The following is a 16,070-nucleotide window of genomic DNA, read 5'->3' as shown; positions in this document are numbered from 1 at the left end:
TACGCGGTGCTTATCCGGCGTCGACGACGTTTATCATGGAAAAAGGAGAGATTCAACATGGCAGTTTCACGACGGGAGTTTCTGCAGGGGGGGGCGGCTGCGGCGGCACTGATCCTCTCCGGCAAAAAGGCAGAAGCGGGCGGCGCAGACAGCTCGCAGATGCGCACCAAGGGGCTGAAAAGCTCGACCACCATCTGTCCTTTCTGCGCGGTAGGTTGCGGGCTTGTGGTGCATACCAAGAACGGCAAGATCGTGAACATCGAGGGGGACACCCAGCACCCGATCAACCAGGGTGCGCTCTGCTCGAAGGGTAGCGCGCTGTTCCAGGTGGCCAACAACGAGCGCCGCCTGCAGAAGGTCATGTACCGCGCCCCCGGCAGCGACAAGTTCGAAGAGAAGTCGTGGGACTGGGCCCTGGAGCGCATCGCGCAGAAGATGAAGGAGACGCGCGACAAGTCCTTCAAGGCCAAAGAGATCAACAAGAAAGACAACAAAGAGTACGTGGTCAACCGCACCGAAGGGATGGCTTTCCTCGGCGGCGCCGGTCTGGACAACGAGGAGTGCTACCTCTGGAGCAAGTTCGCCCGCTCCATGGGTGTGGCTAACCTCGAACATCAAGCCCGAATATGACACTCCGCTACAGTCGCCGGTCTGGCGGCTTCGTTTGGACGTGGGGCAATGACCAACCACTGGATCGACCTGAGAAACGCTGACGCGATTCTCGCCATCGGCTGCAACCCGGCCGAGAACCACCCGATTTCCATGAAATGGATCGAGGCGGCCATGGATAACGGCGGCAAGCTGATCGCCGTCGATCCCCGCTTCACCAGGACCGCCTCCAAGGCGGACCACTACGCGCAGATCCGTCCCGGCACCGACATCGCCTTCTTGGGCGGCATGATCAACTACGCGCTGCAGAACAACATGATCCACGAGGAGTACGTCCGCGAGTACACCAACGCCACCTTCATCGTGAACGACAAGTACGACTTCAACGAGGGGATCTTCTGCGCATTCGACGACCAGGAGAAGACCTACGATGCCAAGGCCTGGGCCTACGCGGTGGACGGCGCCGGTAACCCCAAGCGCGACCACTCCATGAAGGATCCGCGCTGCGTTTACCAGCTCCTGAAGAAGCACTACTCCCGTTACACCGTGGACATGGTCTGCAACATCACCGGCACCAAGAAGGAAGACTACGTCGCCGTCGCCAAGGCCTACTGCTCAACCGGTCGCGCCGACAAGGCAGGTACCATCCTCTACGCGATGGGAATCACCCAGTCCACCCACGGCTCCCAGAACGTCCGTGCTACCGCCATGCTGCAGATGCTGCTGGGTAACATCGGCATCGCCGGCGGCGGCGTCAACGCGCTGCGCGGTGAGTCCAACGTACAGGGGTCGACCGACTACGGCCTGCTGTTCCACCTCCTGCCGGGCTACCTGAAGTCCCCGGAGTTCGACAACGTGGACCTCAAGGCCTACCTCGAGAAGTGGACCCCTAAGACCAAGGATGCGAAGAGCGCCAACTGGTGGGGCAACACCCCGAAGTACACCGTGAGCCTCCTGAAGGCCTGGTACGGCGACAACGCCACCAAGGAAAACAACTTCTGCTACGACTATCTGCCCAAGAGAAGCGGCAACTACTCCTTCACCAAGCTGATGGAGAAAATGGGCAAAGGGGAACTTGCGGGCCTGGTCTGCATGGGCCAGAACCCGGCCGTCGGTGGGCCGGACTCCCTGAAGACCCGCGAGGCTCTCGGCAAGCTCGATTGGCTCGTCACCGTCGACCTGTGGGAAACCGAGACCTCCATCTTCTGGAAGCGTCCCGGCGTGAACCCGAAAGACATCAAGACCGAAGTCTTCATGCTGCCGGCAGCCTCCTCCGTCGAGAAGGAAGGTTCCATCTCCAACTCCGGCCGCTGGGCCCAGTGGCGCTACAAGGCCGCCGAGCCGGTCGGCGATGCGAAGAGCGACCTCTGGATCATCGACCAGTTCGCCAAGCGCATGAAGAAGGCGTACGAAAAAGGCGGCGCCTTCCCCGAGCCGATCACCAAGCTCTCCTGGAATTACGGTCACGGCGAGGAGCCGGAAGTGCACATGGTGGCCAAGGAGATCAACGGCTACTTCACCAAGGACATGACCATCGTCGACAAGGACAAGACCCTGGAGTTCAAGGCCGGCGACCAGGTCCCGATGTTCAAGTACCTCCAGGACGACGGCTCCACCGTCTCCGGCTGCTGGATCTACTGCGGCTCCTACACCAAGGAAGGCAACCAGATGGCGCGTCGCGACCTCGCCGACCCGACCGGCCTGGGCATGTACCCGAAATGGTCCTGGGCTTGGCCGGTCAACCGCCGCATCATCTACAACCGCGCCTCGGTCAACCCGGACGGTGTGCCGTTCAACCCCAAGCGCGTCGTCATCACCTGGGACGCCCTGGAGAAGAAATGGAAAGGCGACGTGCCCGACGGTCCCTGGCCGCCGATGAACGATGCCAAGGAAGGCAAATACCCCTTCATCATGCTGGCTGAAGGCCACGGCCGTCTCTACGCCCTGGACATGAAGGACGGTCCGTTCCCCGAGCACTACGAGCCGATCGAGAGCCCGGCAAAGAACCTCCTTTCCAAAACCCAGACCAACCCGGCCGTGAAGATTCCGGCCAACATGACCAGCGATACGGCCAAGTTCCCGTACGTCGGCACCACCTACAGGATGACCGAGCACTGGCAGGCGGGCGCCATGACCCGTTCGCTCCCGTGGCTGGTCGAACTGGTCCCGACCATGTTCGTAGAGATTTCTCAGACGCTTGCCCGCGCCAAGGGAATCAACAACGGCGACATGGTCAAGGTAACCAGCGAGCGCGGCTCCATCGAGGCGAAGGCACTGGTCACCTCCAGGCTGAAGCCCTTCAGCGTGCAGGGGAAAGAGGTAGAGCAGGTGGGTCTCCCCTGGCACTTCGGTTATGCAGGTCTTGCTACCGGCGACTCCGGCAACGTCCTTACGCCGTCGGTCGGTTGCGCGAACACAAGCATCCCCGAGTTCAAGGCATTCCTCTGCAACATCGAGAAAGGGGGTAAGCGCGCATGAGCAGCGAGAACCAAGACTTCAACAAGACCAAGGCATTTTTGATCGACATGACCAAGTGCACCGGCTGCCGCGGCTGCCAGGTTGCCTGCAAGCAGTGGAACCAACTGGGCGCCGAGAAGACCGAGTTCTTCACCGGCGAAGGCTACCAGAACCCGCCGCTCATGTCGGAATACACCTTTACCCGCATCAAGTTCCGGGACTACGAGAAGAACGGGCAGAACGAGTTCGCCTTCTACAAAGAGATGTGCATGCACTGCAACGAGCCGGCCTGCGCATCGGTCTGCCCGGTAGGCGCCTTCAAGAAGACCAAGGAAGGCCCGGTCACCTATGATGCGGAGCGCTGCATCGGCTGCCGCTTCTGCATGGTCGCCTGCCCGTTCGGGGTGCCCAAGTACGAGTGGAGCAAGGCCCTGCCGCTGGTGAGAAAGTGCACCGGCTGCTACTCCAGGGTGAAGGAAGGGCTGAAGCCGGCCTGCGCCACCACCTGCGTCTCCGCCATCACCTACGGCAACCGCGAGGACATGATCAAGGAAGCCAACAAGAGGATCGCGGCACGTCCGGAGAAGTACCTTAAGAAGCTCTACGGTTCCGAAGAGGCGGGCGGCACCTCGGTCATCTACCTGACCGCGCTTCCCTTCGACGAGCTCGGCTTCAAGCCGGTCACCAAGCGTCCGCTCCCGTCCTACACCTGGCAGGCGCTGCGCCTGGTCCCGGGCATCTTCCTCACCGTCGGCGGCTCGCTGTCGCTGCTGTCCTGGTTCAACCACAGGAAGGAGAGGATCGCCAAGGAAGAGGAGCAGAGAAAATCCGGCGCTACGCCGAAGGAGGAGAGCTAGATGACCGCTGCAAAGATAATCGCTAACGAGATCAAGGGCTACCACCGCTTCGTGCAGTTCCTGATCGTCCTGGTGGCTGTGGGCGCGCTCGCCTCCCTGGCCCGCTTCGTGTTCGGCCTGGGCGTCACCACCAACCTGAACGATACCTTCCCGTGGGGTCTCTGGATCTCCTTCGACGTCGTCACCGCGGTACCGCTCGCGGCGGGCGCCTTCACCCTCGGGGCCATCGTGCACTGCTTCCACATCAAGAAGCTCGAGCCGCTGGTACGTCCGGCCATCGTGACCGGCTTCCTCGGTTACTCCCTGGTCAGCGTCGGGCTTCTGCTCGACCTGGGCCAGCCGCAGCGCTGCTGGCACACCATGGTGTACTGGAACCCGCACTCCCCGATGTTCGAGGTTTCCATGTGCATCATGGCCTACACCACGGTGCTCTTCCTGGAGTTCCTGTCGCCGGTGTGCGAGAAGTTCGGCTACCACGTGCCGCTACGTCTGCTGCGCACCATCGAGATGCCGCTGGTTGTAGCTGCGGCCTCCATCTCGACCCTGCACCAGTCGTCCCTGGGCACCTTCTTCCTGATCGCGGTCGATAAGCTGCACAGCCTCTGGTACAACCCGCTGCTGCCGCTGCTGTTCTGGATCTCCGCGATGTGCGCCGGCATTTCCATCATCATCGTGGAAGCCACCATGAGCCACAAGTACATGGGGCAGCCGGACGAGGGCGAACTGCTCGAGACCCTGGCCAAGATCCTCCCCTGGGTCATCACCGTGTACCTGACCGTCAAGTTCTTCTCCCTCTTCGCCTTGACCCAGGGACCGCTCTTCAACCGTCCGGGCCTGCTGGTCCTGTTCATCGTCGAGGTTGCCGTCGGCATGATCCTGCCGCTGGTCATGCTGATGAGCAGGAAGGTCCGCGAAGACAACCGCCTGCGCGCTACCGCCGCTTGGCTGGTGATCGCCGGCATCATCCTGAACCGCTTCAACGTCTCCATGTTCGGCATGGAGGCACCGGGTACCTTCTACTACCCGTCCTTCATCGAGAGCCTGGTTACCATCGGCATCATCGCTGCGCACATCCTGTTCTTCGTGCTGATCGCGAAGTACTTCCCGATCTTCGAGCACCATCCGGAAACCGTCGACTACTCGATTCCGGACCACTTCCATAAAACCGAGAAAGGCCACGCTCACGGTGCGGCCAAGGCCTAACGGAAGTTGCAGCAACAGTTTGAATCTTTCGCAGTAAAAGCTTAGAAGTACGAGGAAACCCTCCCGAAGTCCCCTCTCCCGCGCAGGCGGGGGAGGGGCAGGGCGGGGGACGGCAAGAGCTCAAGCCAGATCAGATTCAAGGAGTCCGCAGGTGGCAACTATTTACAGTTTCAAGAAGGGCGTCATGGAGCAGTTGGAAGGCGGGGTGGTTACCGAGTACCCCCTGCAGTTGGTGGTGAACGGGCGCGAGATGGCGACCCTAATCGCTTCACCCCACGACCTGCGTTTCCTGGTTGCCGGCTTCCTGCGCCTGCAGGGCTTCGTCTCCAAGGTTGACGACTTCCTCGCGCTGGCCATCTGCCAGGACTTCGGCGCCGCCAGCGTCACCATCCGCGGCGAGCTTCCCGAGCGTCTCAAGCCGGTACTCACCTCCGGTTGTGGCACCGGGATCAGTTTCAACATGCCCAAGCCGGTCGAGAAGTCCGGCCCCTCCCGGGTGCACGCACCCGAGACCATCTTCGCCCTGATGAACCAGCTGGCGCAGCAGTGCGAAGGGTACAAGAACCACGGCGGGATGCACTCCGCGGGCGTCGGCAGCGACACGCTGCTGTTGCATGCCGAGGACATCGGCCGCCACAATACCATTGACAGAATTGCCGGAGAGGCCCTCTTGAAGGGGATCTCGCTGGCTGGAACCATATTGGTCACCTCGGGGCGCGTCTCCACCGAACTGGTCGCCAAGGCGTCCATGCTCGGCATCGACCTTATCGCCTCGCGCACCTCGCCCACCGACATGGCGGTGAAGATGGCCGAGGAGGCCGGCATCACCCTGGTCGGCTACGTCAGGGCCGACAGTTTCAAGGTCTACACCCACGCCGAAGCCATCAGCACCTCCGGCCCCGAGAAGATCGCCGGCGTCACCGGCGTAATCCTTGCGGGGGGCGCCTCCAGCCGCATGGGGAGCAACAAGGCTCTTCTGCCGCACAAGGGGGGGCGCTTCATCGAGAGCATCTACCGGGAGCTCTCCGAGATCTTCCCTGAGGTGATCTTGGTGACCAACACCCCGGAGCAGTACCAGTTTCTGCCCTGCCGCAAGGTGGCCGACCTCTACCCGGGGATGGGTGCCCTGGCAGGTATCCACGCCGGTCTCGCCCAGGCTAACACCCCGAGCGTCTTCACCGTAGCCTGCGACATGCCGCACCTCGATCCGGCCCTGATCAGGCACATCGCCGGGCGTCGAGGCGACTGCGACCTGGTGCTCCCGAAAAGCGGGCACGGCTACGAGCCGCTGCACGCGCTCTACAACAAGAGTGCCCTGGCCGCCATGGAGCAGTGCCTGGAGCAGGGGAAGCGGCGCATCGTCTCCATCCTGCCGCAGTTGAAGGTGAACGAGATCCCGGCCAGCGAGGTGGCCGGCTTCGATCCTGAGTTCGACTCTTTCAGCAACATCAACACCCCGCAGGAATACTACGAGTTGAGAAACGGCGACAAGGTCAGGACCGGCACTACTGAGAACCTGCCTGCCGCCGAGCAAGCACAGAAAGCGCAGGCCTAGCCTAAGGGCGGCCTGAACCAAGAGGCGTCAACGCAACAGCTCCCCGGCGCGGGAGTTCAAAGGAGAAGGTAAATGTTTGGATTCGGTATGCCGGAAATGATCATCGTGCTCGTGATAGCCCTCGTGGTTGTCGGCCCCGCCAAGCTTCCCCAGTTGGGACAGGCGCTGGGGAGCAGCATCAAGAACTTCAAGAAAGCCTCCGCCGGCGAGGACGTGGTCCAGCTGAACGAGGAGAAAAAAGCCTAAATTTCAGCAGGCACATCAGTACTTTCAAGGCCCTGGGCGATCCCGGGGCTTTTTTTTTAACGAAAGTCCTCAAGCAAAGACGGGTGCCTGCCGATCTGAGAAGTAACCGGTCAAGAAACCGGTTCTGCGGTATCGGTGGTGCTTGCAGCCGCCGTGGCGTGTCAAGGAGACGGGAAATGTTGACGCAGTGGCATGAGGATATGGCGACGGGAAGCGAGGCGGTGGACAAGCAGCACAAGGAGCTGCTGCGCCGGGTCGACGACCTGCTCAAGGGGGCGAAAAAAAAGAAGGGCGCCGACGAGATCGGCAGGTTGATGTGGTTTCTGAAAAAGTACGTGCGGTGGCATTTCCGGGACGAGGAGAAGCTGATGCTCGAGTCGGGGTATCCCGGCTACCACTCTCACAAGACGCAGCACGAGATCTTTTTCCGTGAGGTGCTGCGCCTGGAAACGCTGCACGCCGAGCAGGGGGACAACACACTCATGATCGTGGCTGTCATCACCGCCATGTGCGAATGGCTCCGCTCCCACTTCAACAAGCTGGACAAGGAGTTCATCGACTTCCTGAAGGACACCGGCCAGAACGGAAACGGCAACGGCGGGCACAGCGAGACACCGGGGGGGGACGGCGATCACTAGCCTTCGCTTCACAGCGGGCAGGAGTTCCGAACAGGAAAGGGGAGCACCGATCATATCGGGCTCCCCTTCTTTGTTGTATCTGGTTCCCCCTCCCCTTGCGGGAGGGGGGTAGGGGGTGGGGGAGGGTGCCATCATTGCCGCTCATGGCTACTTCACCCACCCCCCGGCCCCCTCCCGTCAAGGGAGGGGGAGGGGACCGAAGAGCCCTGTTGTGCCGGACTGGTGGGATCCTATTTAAGAGCGATGTACCGCCAGCGGCCCCCAGGCCTGGTTGACCGACATCACCTCGACGTTGTTGATGTTGACCCGCGCCGGGACCGAGGCCACCCAGGCGACGATATCGGCGATATCCTCCGCCCGCAGCGGTTCGGTTCCGGTGTAGACCCGCTGCGCCTTTTCGTCCTCTCCCTTGAAGCGGACCTTGGAGAACTCGGTCTCCGCCATGCCCGGCTCGATGTTGGTGACCCGCACGGCCGTTCCCAAAAGATCGGCGCGCAGGTTCCGGGAAAACTGCTGCACGAAGGCCTTGGTGGCGCCGTAGACGTTGCCGCCGGGGTAGGGCCAGCTTCCGGCCACCGAGCCGATGTTGACCACGTGGCCGCGGTTTCTCGCCACCATGCCGGGGAGGATGGCGCGGGTGCAGTACATCACCCCCTTGATGTTGGTGTCCACCATGGTCTCCCAGTCCTGAAGCGATGCCTGGTGTGCCGGTTCCAGACCCAAGGCGAGCCCTGCGTTGTTGACCAAAAGGTCCACCACGGCGAATTCCGGCGGCAGCCCGGCACAGGCGGCGGCCACGGCAGCGCCGTCCCGCACGTCCAGCACCACGGTATGTACCTTCGTCTTCCCGGCAAGTTCCTGCTGGAGCGCGCGCAGCTTATCCTCGCGGCGGGCCGTCAGCACCAGTTTCCAGCCCAACTCAGGCAGCGCCCGCGCGCAGGCGGCGCCAATTCCCGACGATGCTCCCGTAATGAGGGCACACTTTTCCATTTCCAATCCTCCTGAGGCTAGTCGCGCTGTTGCGCGCGTTATCTTAATGGAGATCGCCCCCTAACACAAGCCGTAGCTTTCCTCGTTCCGCTGGCGCGTCACCTGTGCTCCCTCTATCGGCGACGCGCAGTGAGAGGGCTTTATTTCTCAGCCGTTTTCCCATGAAAATCCCTCGAACGGTCGTTGCTGCCCCTCGACAATCGGGTAAAGTATTCCAGTTGTTTCGTCGGAGGAATACAATAACTAATGAGCCCTCCGGGGCAAAGCGAGCGGGAGGTGCACGCCATGCGCAAGATCTCTCATAGCTGCGAAGTACATGCTGCGCTTGATACCGTGTGGAACCTTCTTATAGAAAAGGTGGAACAGCCGCATTCCTACCTGCCGGGGGTGACGCAGTCGCGCACCCTGCAGCATTACGGTAATGGGCTGCTGCGCGAGATTAGGGGGGAGGGTATCCTGATCACGGAGAAGGTCGTTCTCGACAAGACTCACGGCGAGGTGCGCTATTTTCTCCTGGAACATCCGCTCTTTACCGGCCGGGTAGTGAACCGGGTGGTGCCCTCTTCGGTGCAAAGTCCGGTGGCTCCGCAGGTGCTGACCATCGAGGTCGAGTGGGTGCCCAAAGACGACCAGGCCGAGCGTATGATCCGCAGCGACCTGCCGGAGCAGATCCAAAGAGAGGTGATCAGCTTGAAAGAAAAAGCGGAAACACTCGATGCGCAGGAGGCGAAACCCTTGACCACCCTGTACGCCTTCGGCATTACCATGGCGCTTCCCTTTGCCGATGCACTGCCCAGAGTACACCAGGAACTGCAAAGGGAGGGATTCGGGGTCCTGTTCGAGATCGACGTGAAGCAAAAGTTCAAGGAAAAGCTCGATAAGGACTTCCGCAACTACCACATCCTCGGGGCCTGCAACCCGGGTTTGGCCTACCAGGCCTTCGGGGTTGAGATCAACATCGGTACGCTGCTGCCGTGCAACGTGGCGGTCTACTCGGTGAGTGAGTCACGCACCGTGGTGATGGTGATGGATCCGGTCGCGGGGCTTTCCCTCGTGGGAAACAGCCAGTTGAACGAGCTCTCGGTCACGGTCAAGCAGAGCCTGCAGCGGGTTATGGCGGGGCTGCACCCGGTAGCGAGCTGAATAATGGTACGGCTAAAGAGGATATACGACGAGCCGGCAGCGCAGGACGGGGTGCGCGTGCTGGTGGACCGGCTCTGGCCCCGTGGGTTGTCCAAGGACAAGGCGCAGTTGGACCGCTGGGACAAGGAGCTTGCTCCCTCGGACCAATTGCGCCGCTGGTTCGGTCACGATCCCGAGAAATGGCTGGAGTTTCGGGAGCGTTACTGCAAGGAACTGGCAGGGCAGGGGGCGTTGCTGAAGGATCTTGCGGAGCTCGCCGCCCGCGGCACCCTGACCCTGCTCTACGCGGCAAAGGACGAAGAACACAACAACGCGGTTGTACTGAAGGAACTCCTGGAAGACTCCGGCATCGGCTGATGCCGCGGCATGACCGCGGTTTGGGAGGCTACGATGGGAGACAATCTGGCTAGAAAGATACTGAAGGAACACCTGGTGGAAGGGGAACTGGTGCCGGGGCGGGAGATCGCCATCCGGATCGACCAGACCCTTTTACAGGACGCGACCGGCACCATGGCCATGCTGGAGTTCATGGCCACCGGCATCCCGAGGGTCAAGGTAGGACTGGCGACGCAGTACGTCGACCACAACCTTTTGCAGACCGATAACAAGAACGCCGACGACCACGCCTTTCTTGCCAGCGCCGCGCAGAAGTTCGGGGTCCATCTCTCGAAACCGGGCAACGGCGTCTCGCACCAGGTGCACCTGGAACGCTTCGGCGTTCCAGGCACCACGCTTTTGGGCGCCGATTCGCACACCCCGACGGCCGCTGGCATGGGTCAGCTCGCCATCGGGGCGGGCGGGCTGGACGTTGCGCTCGCCATGGCGGGATACCCCTTCCACCTTACCTGCCCGAAAATCTGGGGGGTGAAGCTCACCGGGCAGTTGCAGCCCTGGGTCTCGGGCAAGGACGTGATCCTCGAGATGCTCAGGCGCCACACGGTGAAGGGAGGGGTGGGAAAGATTATTGAGTATTATGGGCCGGGCGTCGCCACCCTTTCGGTGACCGACCGCGCCACTATCGGCAACATGGGGGCGGAATTGGGCGCGACCACAACCGTGTTCCCAAGCGACGAAAACACCAGGGCCTTCCTGAAGGCGCAGGGGCGCGGCGAGCTCTGGCGCGAGCTTGGTCCCGATCCGGACGCAGGCTACGACGAATACGACGAAATCGACCTCTCCCAGGTGGTGCCGTTGATCGCCTGCCCGTCGTCGCCGGACAACGTGGTGCCGGTTTCCGAGATCGAAGGGCTCAAGGTGGACCAGGTCATCGTGGGAAGTTCGGTCAACTCCTCCTTCCGTGACCTGATGACGGTCTGCCGCATCCTCGAGGGGCGTCGCATCGCCCCCGGGCTCGCCTTCCACATCAACCCCGGCAGCCGCCAGGTGCTCGAAAACGTGGTGGCCCACGGCGGCTTCATGATGCTGCTTTTGGCCGGCGGGCAGGTGCACCAGCCCGGTTGCCTCGGCTGCATCGGCATGGGGCAGGCCCCCGGCACCAATCAGGTCTCGCTGCGGACGTTCCCGCGCAACTTCCCGGGGCGTAGCGGCACCAAGGAAGACCGGGTCTACCTCTGCTCCCCGGAGACCGCGGCCGCGGCCGGCGTCTACGGCGTGGTAACCGACCCGCGCAAGCTCTCCGAGCTCCTGCCCTGGCCCGAGGTGAAGAACCCGGACAGCTACCTCGTGGACGATTCCGGCATCCAGGTGCCTCCTAAGGACGGCGGCCCGGTCGAGATCGTGACCGGCCCCAACATCGTCCCGTTCCCTGAGTTTCCGGCGCTTCCGGACCAGCTCGACGTGGAGGTGATCATCAAGGTGGGGGACAACATCTCCACCGACACCATCATGCCGGCGGGGAACAAGGTGCTCCCGTTTCGCAGCAACATCCCCGCCATCAGCAAGTTCGTGTTCGAGCAGGCGGACCCGGAGTTCGCGGTGCGGGCGGCCGAAAAAGGGGACGGCGCGGTGGTGGGAGGTGAAAACTACGGCCAGGGTTCTTCGCGGGAGCACGCGGCGCTGGCGCCGCGCTACCTCGGCATCAGGGTGAAGCTCGCCAAGAGTTTCGCCAGGATCCACCGTTCCAACCTGATCAACTTCGGCATCCTGCCGCTGGTATTCAAGGATCCTGCCGATTACGACCGGATCCGGCAGGGTGACCGCATCACCATCCCGGGGGTGCGGGAACTCACCCTGAACGGGGCCACCGAGATCCCGATCCGGGTCAACGGGGCCGAGATCGTGACTTTGTTGCACGCCTCGGAACGCGAGCGCCGCGAGCTGGTGGCGGGGGGGCTGCTTAATTCGGTAAAGGAGGAGAATCATGGCTGAGACTCTGAAAGAGCTGCTCTCGGAGGAGGAACTGATCGGCTTCTACGAGCAGATGGTGCTCTGCCGCGAGTTCGAAGAGAGCTGCGCCGAGCAGTATTCGAAGGGGCACATCACCGGCTTTTTGCACCTGTACACCGGGCAGGAGGCGGTAGCGGTCGGCTGCACCGCCGGTCTGCAGCAAAAGGACTACATTCTTTCCGCCTACCGCGACCATGCCCAGGCCATCGTCAGAGGCGCCGATCCCAAGAAGGTGATGGCGGAACTCTTCGGCAAGGCGACCGGGCTTTGCAAGGGGAAGGGGGGCTCCATGCATCTCTTCGCGCCGCAGCTCAATTTCATGGGGGGCTATGCCATCGTAGGCGGTCAGTTCCCCATCGCCACCGGGCTCGCCTGGGGGAGCCAGCTACTCGAGGAGGACCGCGTCACGGCTTGCTTCTTCGGCGACGGCTCCATGAACCAGGGGACCTTCCACGAGTCGCTGAACTGGGCGCGCCTTTGGGATCTGCCGGTACTGTTCGTCTGCGAGAACAACTTCTACGGCATCGGGACCGAGGTGCATCGGGCCTCGGCTCAGGCGGCGCTGCACCGGCGCACCTGTGGCTACGATATCCCCAGCGAGAAGGTCGACGGGATGGATGTCATCGCCATGTACCAAGCCACCAAGCGGGCCGCCGAGTGGGTGAGGGAGCGCCAGCGCCCGTACTTCATCGAGGCGGTCACCTACCGCTTCCGCGGGCACTCCATGTCGGATCCCGCGAAGTACCGCAGTTCCTCGGAAACCGACGTCTGGAAAAGCCGCGACCCGATCCCCAACCTGTCGCGCAGGCTTCTGGAAGAGGGGATCGCGACCCAGGAACGACTCGACGAGATCGCCAAGCGCTGCCTCGCCCAAGTCGAAGAAAGCGTCCGTTTCGCGGAGGAATCCCCCTGGCCGGAGGACGGCGAAGTCTGGGAGGATATCTATGTCTGATACGACGCGGTAACAAAGCATCGTTCACAACAACAGCATGATGCGTGATAACGAAAGCCTCACCAGGAACCTGATGAGGCTTTCGCGTCACATTACAGCACGTGCCGATCGTTGTTGCTAATTCTTGGCGCTCAGCACGCCGTTCTCGAGGAAGTAGTAGTCTTTGATGCCGTATTTCTCCAGGTAGTACTGAATCCATTCCACCTGCTTGCCGACAGCGTCGGTTATCAACAAGGTCTTCCCTTTGAATTCAGTGCCGGAAAGAAGTTGCACCAGTCTGTCGGAAGGGATGTTCCGCAGGCGGGGGAGTTTCGGAATCTCCTTGCGCTGGAACGGTTCCCTGATGTCGATGCAGATTGCATCAGCCGCTTGTGCCTTCTTGGAGAACTCGGCGTACTTGATCTTGTGGCTTTTCAGTTTTTCGGCGGGGATAAGCTTGGACTTGACCGCCGGAGTCTCCCCCATCAGGGTCGTCTTCTGCGCGTTGGCCTGGACCCAGTCGTGGATGCCCGCATCGTAGACCAGGATGTTGTGTATTCCGCCCGTGGTCGCTTGTTCCGCGGCTTCGTAGGACTTCTCACAGGTGTGCCCGTTGCAGTAGAAAACCATCGGTCCGGCTTCGTTTTTGCTCCTGAGTTCCTTGATTTCGTTCTCGAAGGTCTTCTGTGCCACGGGCACATTGACCGCCTTGGCGATGTGGATGACGTCGAATTCCAGTTTGGAGCGGACATCGACGATGACTGCGCGTGCGTAATCCTTTTTAAGCTCCTCGGTGCTGATGTACTTCAACTTGGGGTACTTGGCCCGCAGGGGGTACCCCTCGGCGGCGAGCGATGCTCCGGCCGCCAGCATCAAACAGATCAAACCCATCAGCATGACCACAACGTTCTTCTTCATTTGCTTCTCCTTTTTTATGCCGTTGCCAGCGGCACGAGGGGCGGCGGGGCGTTCAATTGCCATTCCCCTCCCACGTCGCCGGTTCCGGCACTGGTTGTAATTACCGTGAAGCCGGACATCTCCAGCCGCAGAGCATCCATGTCTTCGAGCAGGGCGGTGACGACGGGGATGAGCCTTTTCACCTCTTCGACCGTCGAACTTCCCATCAGTTTCACGTCTTCGAGCGCCTCGAGCACCCGTTGGTTGAGTTCCTGCTGGTTCGAGGACGCGCGCGCGATATCGTAATTTTTCTGGTTGGCCTGCTCTATGTTGGCCGATATGAACCTGGTGCTCTTCACCTGCTCTTCGGTCCCCCGCTTGGTCGCCACCATGGCGTCCTTGATCGGATTGAGCGCCTGCAGCAGGAAAGCGGTCCCTTTTTCCTGCTCGCTGGTGGCTCGGTTGACCTGGTCTATCTTCTGGCGCACCTGCTCAGTCGAGGTGACCACATGCTTCAGGCCTTCGGTCTGCTCGATCGAGGCCCGCTCGATCCCTTTGGCGAGGTCGGTCGCCTGACGCGACGTCTCCAGGATCTCCATCAACACGTTGGCCGTTTTCCCGACCACCGTTTCTCCGTCTCTGACCACGTTGACGCTGTCATGCGTCTCCTTGACGACCTGCTCGATCTCATGCTGTATCACCTTGACGATGGTGTCGATCTCCTGGGTCGAGAGCGCCGCCTTATCAGAGAGGAGCCTCATTTCTTCCGCTACCACCGCGAAGCTCTTGCCGTTTTCCCCCGCCTGGGCAGCGATTATCTGGGCGTTCAGGCTGAGCAGGCGGGATTGCGTGGTGACTTCCTCCATTACGCTGAGGATCTTGCCGATGTCCCGCGATCGGCCGCCGAGATTCTCGATGGCCGACATGAGCGAATCGATGAAGATGCCGATCCGCTTCATCCCGCCCGTCACCTCATCTATGGCGACCATCCCCTTTTCGGAAATGATGGCAGTGGTCGCGGTGCTGATCCTGGCAGATTCGTTTATCAGCGACTCCGCGTGCTTTACGGAACGATATACCTCTTCCGCCGACGACGAGGTCGCCGAGACAAAAGAGGCGGCATCGTCGGCTAGATGCGTGATCCCTTTGGCTGACTGGGCCAGTTCTGTCAGGGCCGAGTAGGAGTCCTGGAGATTCTTGTTGAGATCATCCGTAGTTCCGGCGATCTCCTCGGAGTTGCCCTGCATTTGCAGCAGCGAGGAGAGATTCTCGTTGGAAAGAGAAAGCAGATCGTCCGTGTTGGTGACTATCAGCAACTGGGACTCTGCGACGTCTCTCACTGCGCAGGAGACCTCGCCCGTGGAGGCATTCTGGCTGTCGATGACATGCCTGACCCTGTCGAAGGTGTCGTTCAGTTGCCGGACTGCCTTGGTCACCTTGTCCGAGTTGGTATTGATCCTGGCCACGGTCCCGCGCAGTCGCTGTACCAGGAAACGTACCCCGCTCGCTATGGTGCCGATCTCATCGTCGCGAAGTACCGGCACCTCGACGGTGAGGTCCCCGCCTGTTATGCCCGAGATGGCCTGGTTGAGCCGCTCCACCGGCAGCTTGACGTACAGACGGAACAACCAGATCAGGACAGACGCCATGACGAGGAGCATGCCGAGTTGGTACAGCGGTATGAGGATCCGGCTCATCCTCATGCTGTCGTCGATGGTCTTGGCGGTGTACACCATTTTGAACGTGCCGACGGTCTCACCGTCTGCCAGGATGGGCTCGCTCAGGGTAAAGTGTTCACGCTCCCCCCGGTCCACCATCCCTTCCTTTATGGTGTTTCCGTTCTTGTCGATGACCTTTATCGAGCTGATGTCCGCGTCCTTCAAGGATTCGGTAATAAACGAGGTGATGAGGGGGGTGTTGTAGTTGACCAGCGGTTCGGCCAGGATGCCCGCGTTTTGTTTCGCTCCCCGTTTCATTCTGGCATGAAGGGACTCCATGAAGTCGTTGCGCGTGGAGGAGATAAAGATGTACGCGCCCACTCCCTGTCCTGCAGTCAGCACCAGCAGAAGGATGGCGACGACCTTCACACTGATTGACTTGTGCATGTTTATTTTCACTGCTACCACTCCGTTGGTGCGAGCAACATCCGTAAGACCTGCAAAAAAAGCCCCCTCGCGAAAGGGGGCTGAACGTGCTTT

General features: G+C 61.2%; 13 protein-coding genes. 10 read left to right on the top strand and 3 right to left on the bottom strand.

The window, feature by feature from the left end; genetic code table 11:
* The first annotated feature begins 57 nt into the window (after positions 1-57).
* The 6 genes from fdnG (at position 58) to KP004_RS10270 (ending at position 7,565) form a co-directional block, all read left to right on the top strand.
* Positions 58-3,087, top strand: a complete 3,030-nt coding sequence (fdnG, locus tag KP004_RS10295) for a formate dehydrogenase-N subunit alpha (RefSeq protein WP_216802218.1) — start codon at positions 58-60, stop codon at positions 3,085-3,087.
* Complete coding sequence (locus KP004_RS10290) at positions 3,084-3,923, top strand: 4Fe-4S dicluster domain-containing protein (protein ID WP_199388663.1); 840 nt, start codon at positions 3,084-3,086, stop codon at positions 3,921-3,923. Before fdnG ends, KP004_RS10290 begins: the two co-directional genes overlap by 4 nt.
* On the top strand, positions 3,924-5,126 hold the full coding sequence (gene nrfD / locus KP004_RS10285) for an NrfD/PsrC family molybdoenzyme membrane anchor subunit (RefSeq protein WP_216802217.1): 1,203 nt from the start codon (positions 3,924-3,926) through the stop codon (positions 5,124-5,126).
* 151 nt (positions 5,127-5,277) lie between these two features.
* Positions 5,278-6,681, top strand: coding sequence for a formate dehydrogenase accessory sulfurtransferase FdhD (gene fdhD / locus KP004_RS10280; protein WP_216802216.1), 1,404 nt, complete (start codon positions 5,278-5,280; stop codon positions 6,679-6,681).
* Positions 6,682-6,753: 72 nt separating this feature from the next.
* Positions 6,754-6,927, top strand: coding sequence for a twin-arginine translocase TatA/TatE family subunit (tatA, locus tag KP004_RS10275; RefSeq protein WP_129126225.1), 174 nt, complete (start codon positions 6,754-6,756; stop codon positions 6,925-6,927).
* A gap of 176 nt (positions 6,928-7,103) precedes the next feature.
* Positions 7,104-7,565 (top strand): bacteriohemerythrin, encoded by a 462-nt coding sequence (locus KP004_RS10270; protein ID WP_216802215.1) that lies wholly within the window; start codon positions 7,104-7,106, stop codon positions 7,563-7,565.
* 234 nt (positions 7,566-7,799) lie between these two features.
* Here the strand turns inward: KP004_RS10270 and KP004_RS10265 are convergent, their stop codons facing one another.
* A complete protein-coding gene (locus tag KP004_RS10265; RefSeq protein WP_216802214.1) occupies positions 7,800-8,555 on the bottom strand; it encodes an SDR family oxidoreductase in 756 nt (251 codons plus the stop codon).
* A gap of 285 nt (positions 8,556-8,840) precedes the next feature.
* On the opposite strand from KP004_RS10265, the gene KP004_RS10260 reads away from it, so the two are divergent.
* From KP004_RS10260 to pdhA, 4 genes are read left to right on the top strand one after another with little or no spacing between them, the layout of a single operon-like run.
* Positions 8,841-9,698 carry a DUF302 domain-containing protein gene (locus KP004_RS10260; RefSeq protein WP_216802213.1) on the top strand — a complete coding sequence of 286 codons (858 nt, stop codon included), beginning with the start codon at positions 8,841-8,843 and terminating at the stop codon, positions 9,696-9,698.
* Positions 9,699-9,701: 3 nt separating this feature from the next.
* On the top strand, positions 9,702-10,055 hold the full coding sequence (locus tag KP004_RS10255) for a DUF488 domain-containing protein (protein WP_216802212.1): 354 nt from the start codon (positions 9,702-9,704) through the stop codon (positions 10,053-10,055).
* 33 nt (positions 10,056-10,088) lie between these two features.
* Positions 10,089-12,026, top strand: a complete 1,938-nt coding sequence (locus tag KP004_RS10250) for an aconitate hydratase (RefSeq protein ID WP_216802211.1) — start codon at positions 10,089-10,091, stop codon at positions 12,024-12,026.
* On the top strand, positions 12,019-12,996 hold the full coding sequence (gene pdhA, locus KP004_RS10245) for a pyruvate dehydrogenase (acetyl-transferring) E1 component subunit alpha (RefSeq protein WP_216802210.1): 978 nt from the start codon (positions 12,019-12,021) through the stop codon (positions 12,994-12,996). Before KP004_RS10250 ends, pdhA begins: the two co-directional genes overlap by 8 nt.
* A 117-nt stretch (positions 12,997-13,113) precedes the next feature.
* Here pdhA and KP004_RS10240 read toward each other — a convergent pair whose 3' ends face one another.
* Both KP004_RS10240 and KP004_RS10235 read right to left on the bottom strand, forming a co-directional pair.
* On the bottom strand, positions 13,114-13,893 hold the full coding sequence (locus tag KP004_RS10240; protein WP_216802209.1) for a rhodanese-like domain-containing protein: 780 nt from the start codon (positions 13,891-13,893) through the stop codon (positions 13,114-13,116).
* 14 nt (positions 13,894-13,907) lie between these two features.
* Positions 13,908-15,977, bottom strand: a complete 2,070-nt coding sequence (locus KP004_RS10235; RefSeq protein WP_216802208.1) for a methyl-accepting chemotaxis protein — start codon at positions 15,975-15,977, stop codon at positions 13,908-13,910.
* Positions 15,978-16,070 lie beyond the last annotated feature (93 nt).

This window comes from Geomonas oryzisoli (genome assembly GCF_018986915.1).
GTDB classification, from domain to species: domain Bacteria; phylum Desulfobacterota; class Desulfuromonadia; order Geobacterales; family Geobacteraceae; genus Geomonas; species Geomonas oryzisoli.
The sequence above is the reverse complement of the archived record's forward strand: the minus strand, read 5'-3'. Positions and strand labels throughout refer to the sequence as shown.

Coding starts and splice junctions, on each gene's coding strand:
- KP004_RS10290 (WP_199388663.1), top strand. CDS start 3,084: ATGAGCAGCGAGAACCAAGACTTCAACAAGACCAAGGCATTTTTGATC.
- nrfD (WP_216802217.1), top strand. CDS start 3,924: ATGACCGCTGCAAAGATAATCGCTAACGAGATCAAGGGCTACCACCGC.
- tatA (WP_129126225.1), top strand. CDS start 6,754: ATGTTTGGATTCGGTATGCCGGAAATGATCATCGTGCTCGTGATAGCC.
- KP004_RS10270 (WP_216802215.1), top strand. CDS start 7,104: ATGTTGACGCAGTGGCATGAGGATATGGCGACGGGAAGCGAGGCGGTG.
- KP004_RS10265 (WP_216802214.1), bottom strand. CDS start 8,555: ATGGAAAAGTGTGCCCTCATTACGGGAGCATCGTCGGGAATTGGCGCC.
- KP004_RS10260 (WP_216802213.1), top strand. CDS start 8,841: ATGCGCAAGATCTCTCATAGCTGCGAAGTACATGCTGCGCTTGATACC.
- KP004_RS10255 (WP_216802212.1), top strand. CDS start 9,702: ATGGTACGGCTAAAGAGGATATACGACGAGCCGGCAGCGCAGGACGGG.
- KP004_RS10250 (WP_216802211.1), top strand. CDS start 10,089: ATGGGAGACAATCTGGCTAGAAAGATACTGAAGGAACACCTGGTGGAA.
- pdhA (WP_216802210.1), top strand. CDS start 12,019: ATGGCTGAGACTCTGAAAGAGCTGCTCTCGGAGGAGGAACTGATCGGC.
- KP004_RS10240 (WP_216802209.1), bottom strand. CDS start 13,893: ATGAAGAAGAACGTTGTGGTCATGCTGATGGGTTTGATCTGTTTGATG.
- KP004_RS10235 (WP_216802208.1), bottom strand. CDS start 15,977: ATGCACAAGTCAATCAGTGTGAAGGTCGTCGCCATCCTTCTGCTGGTG.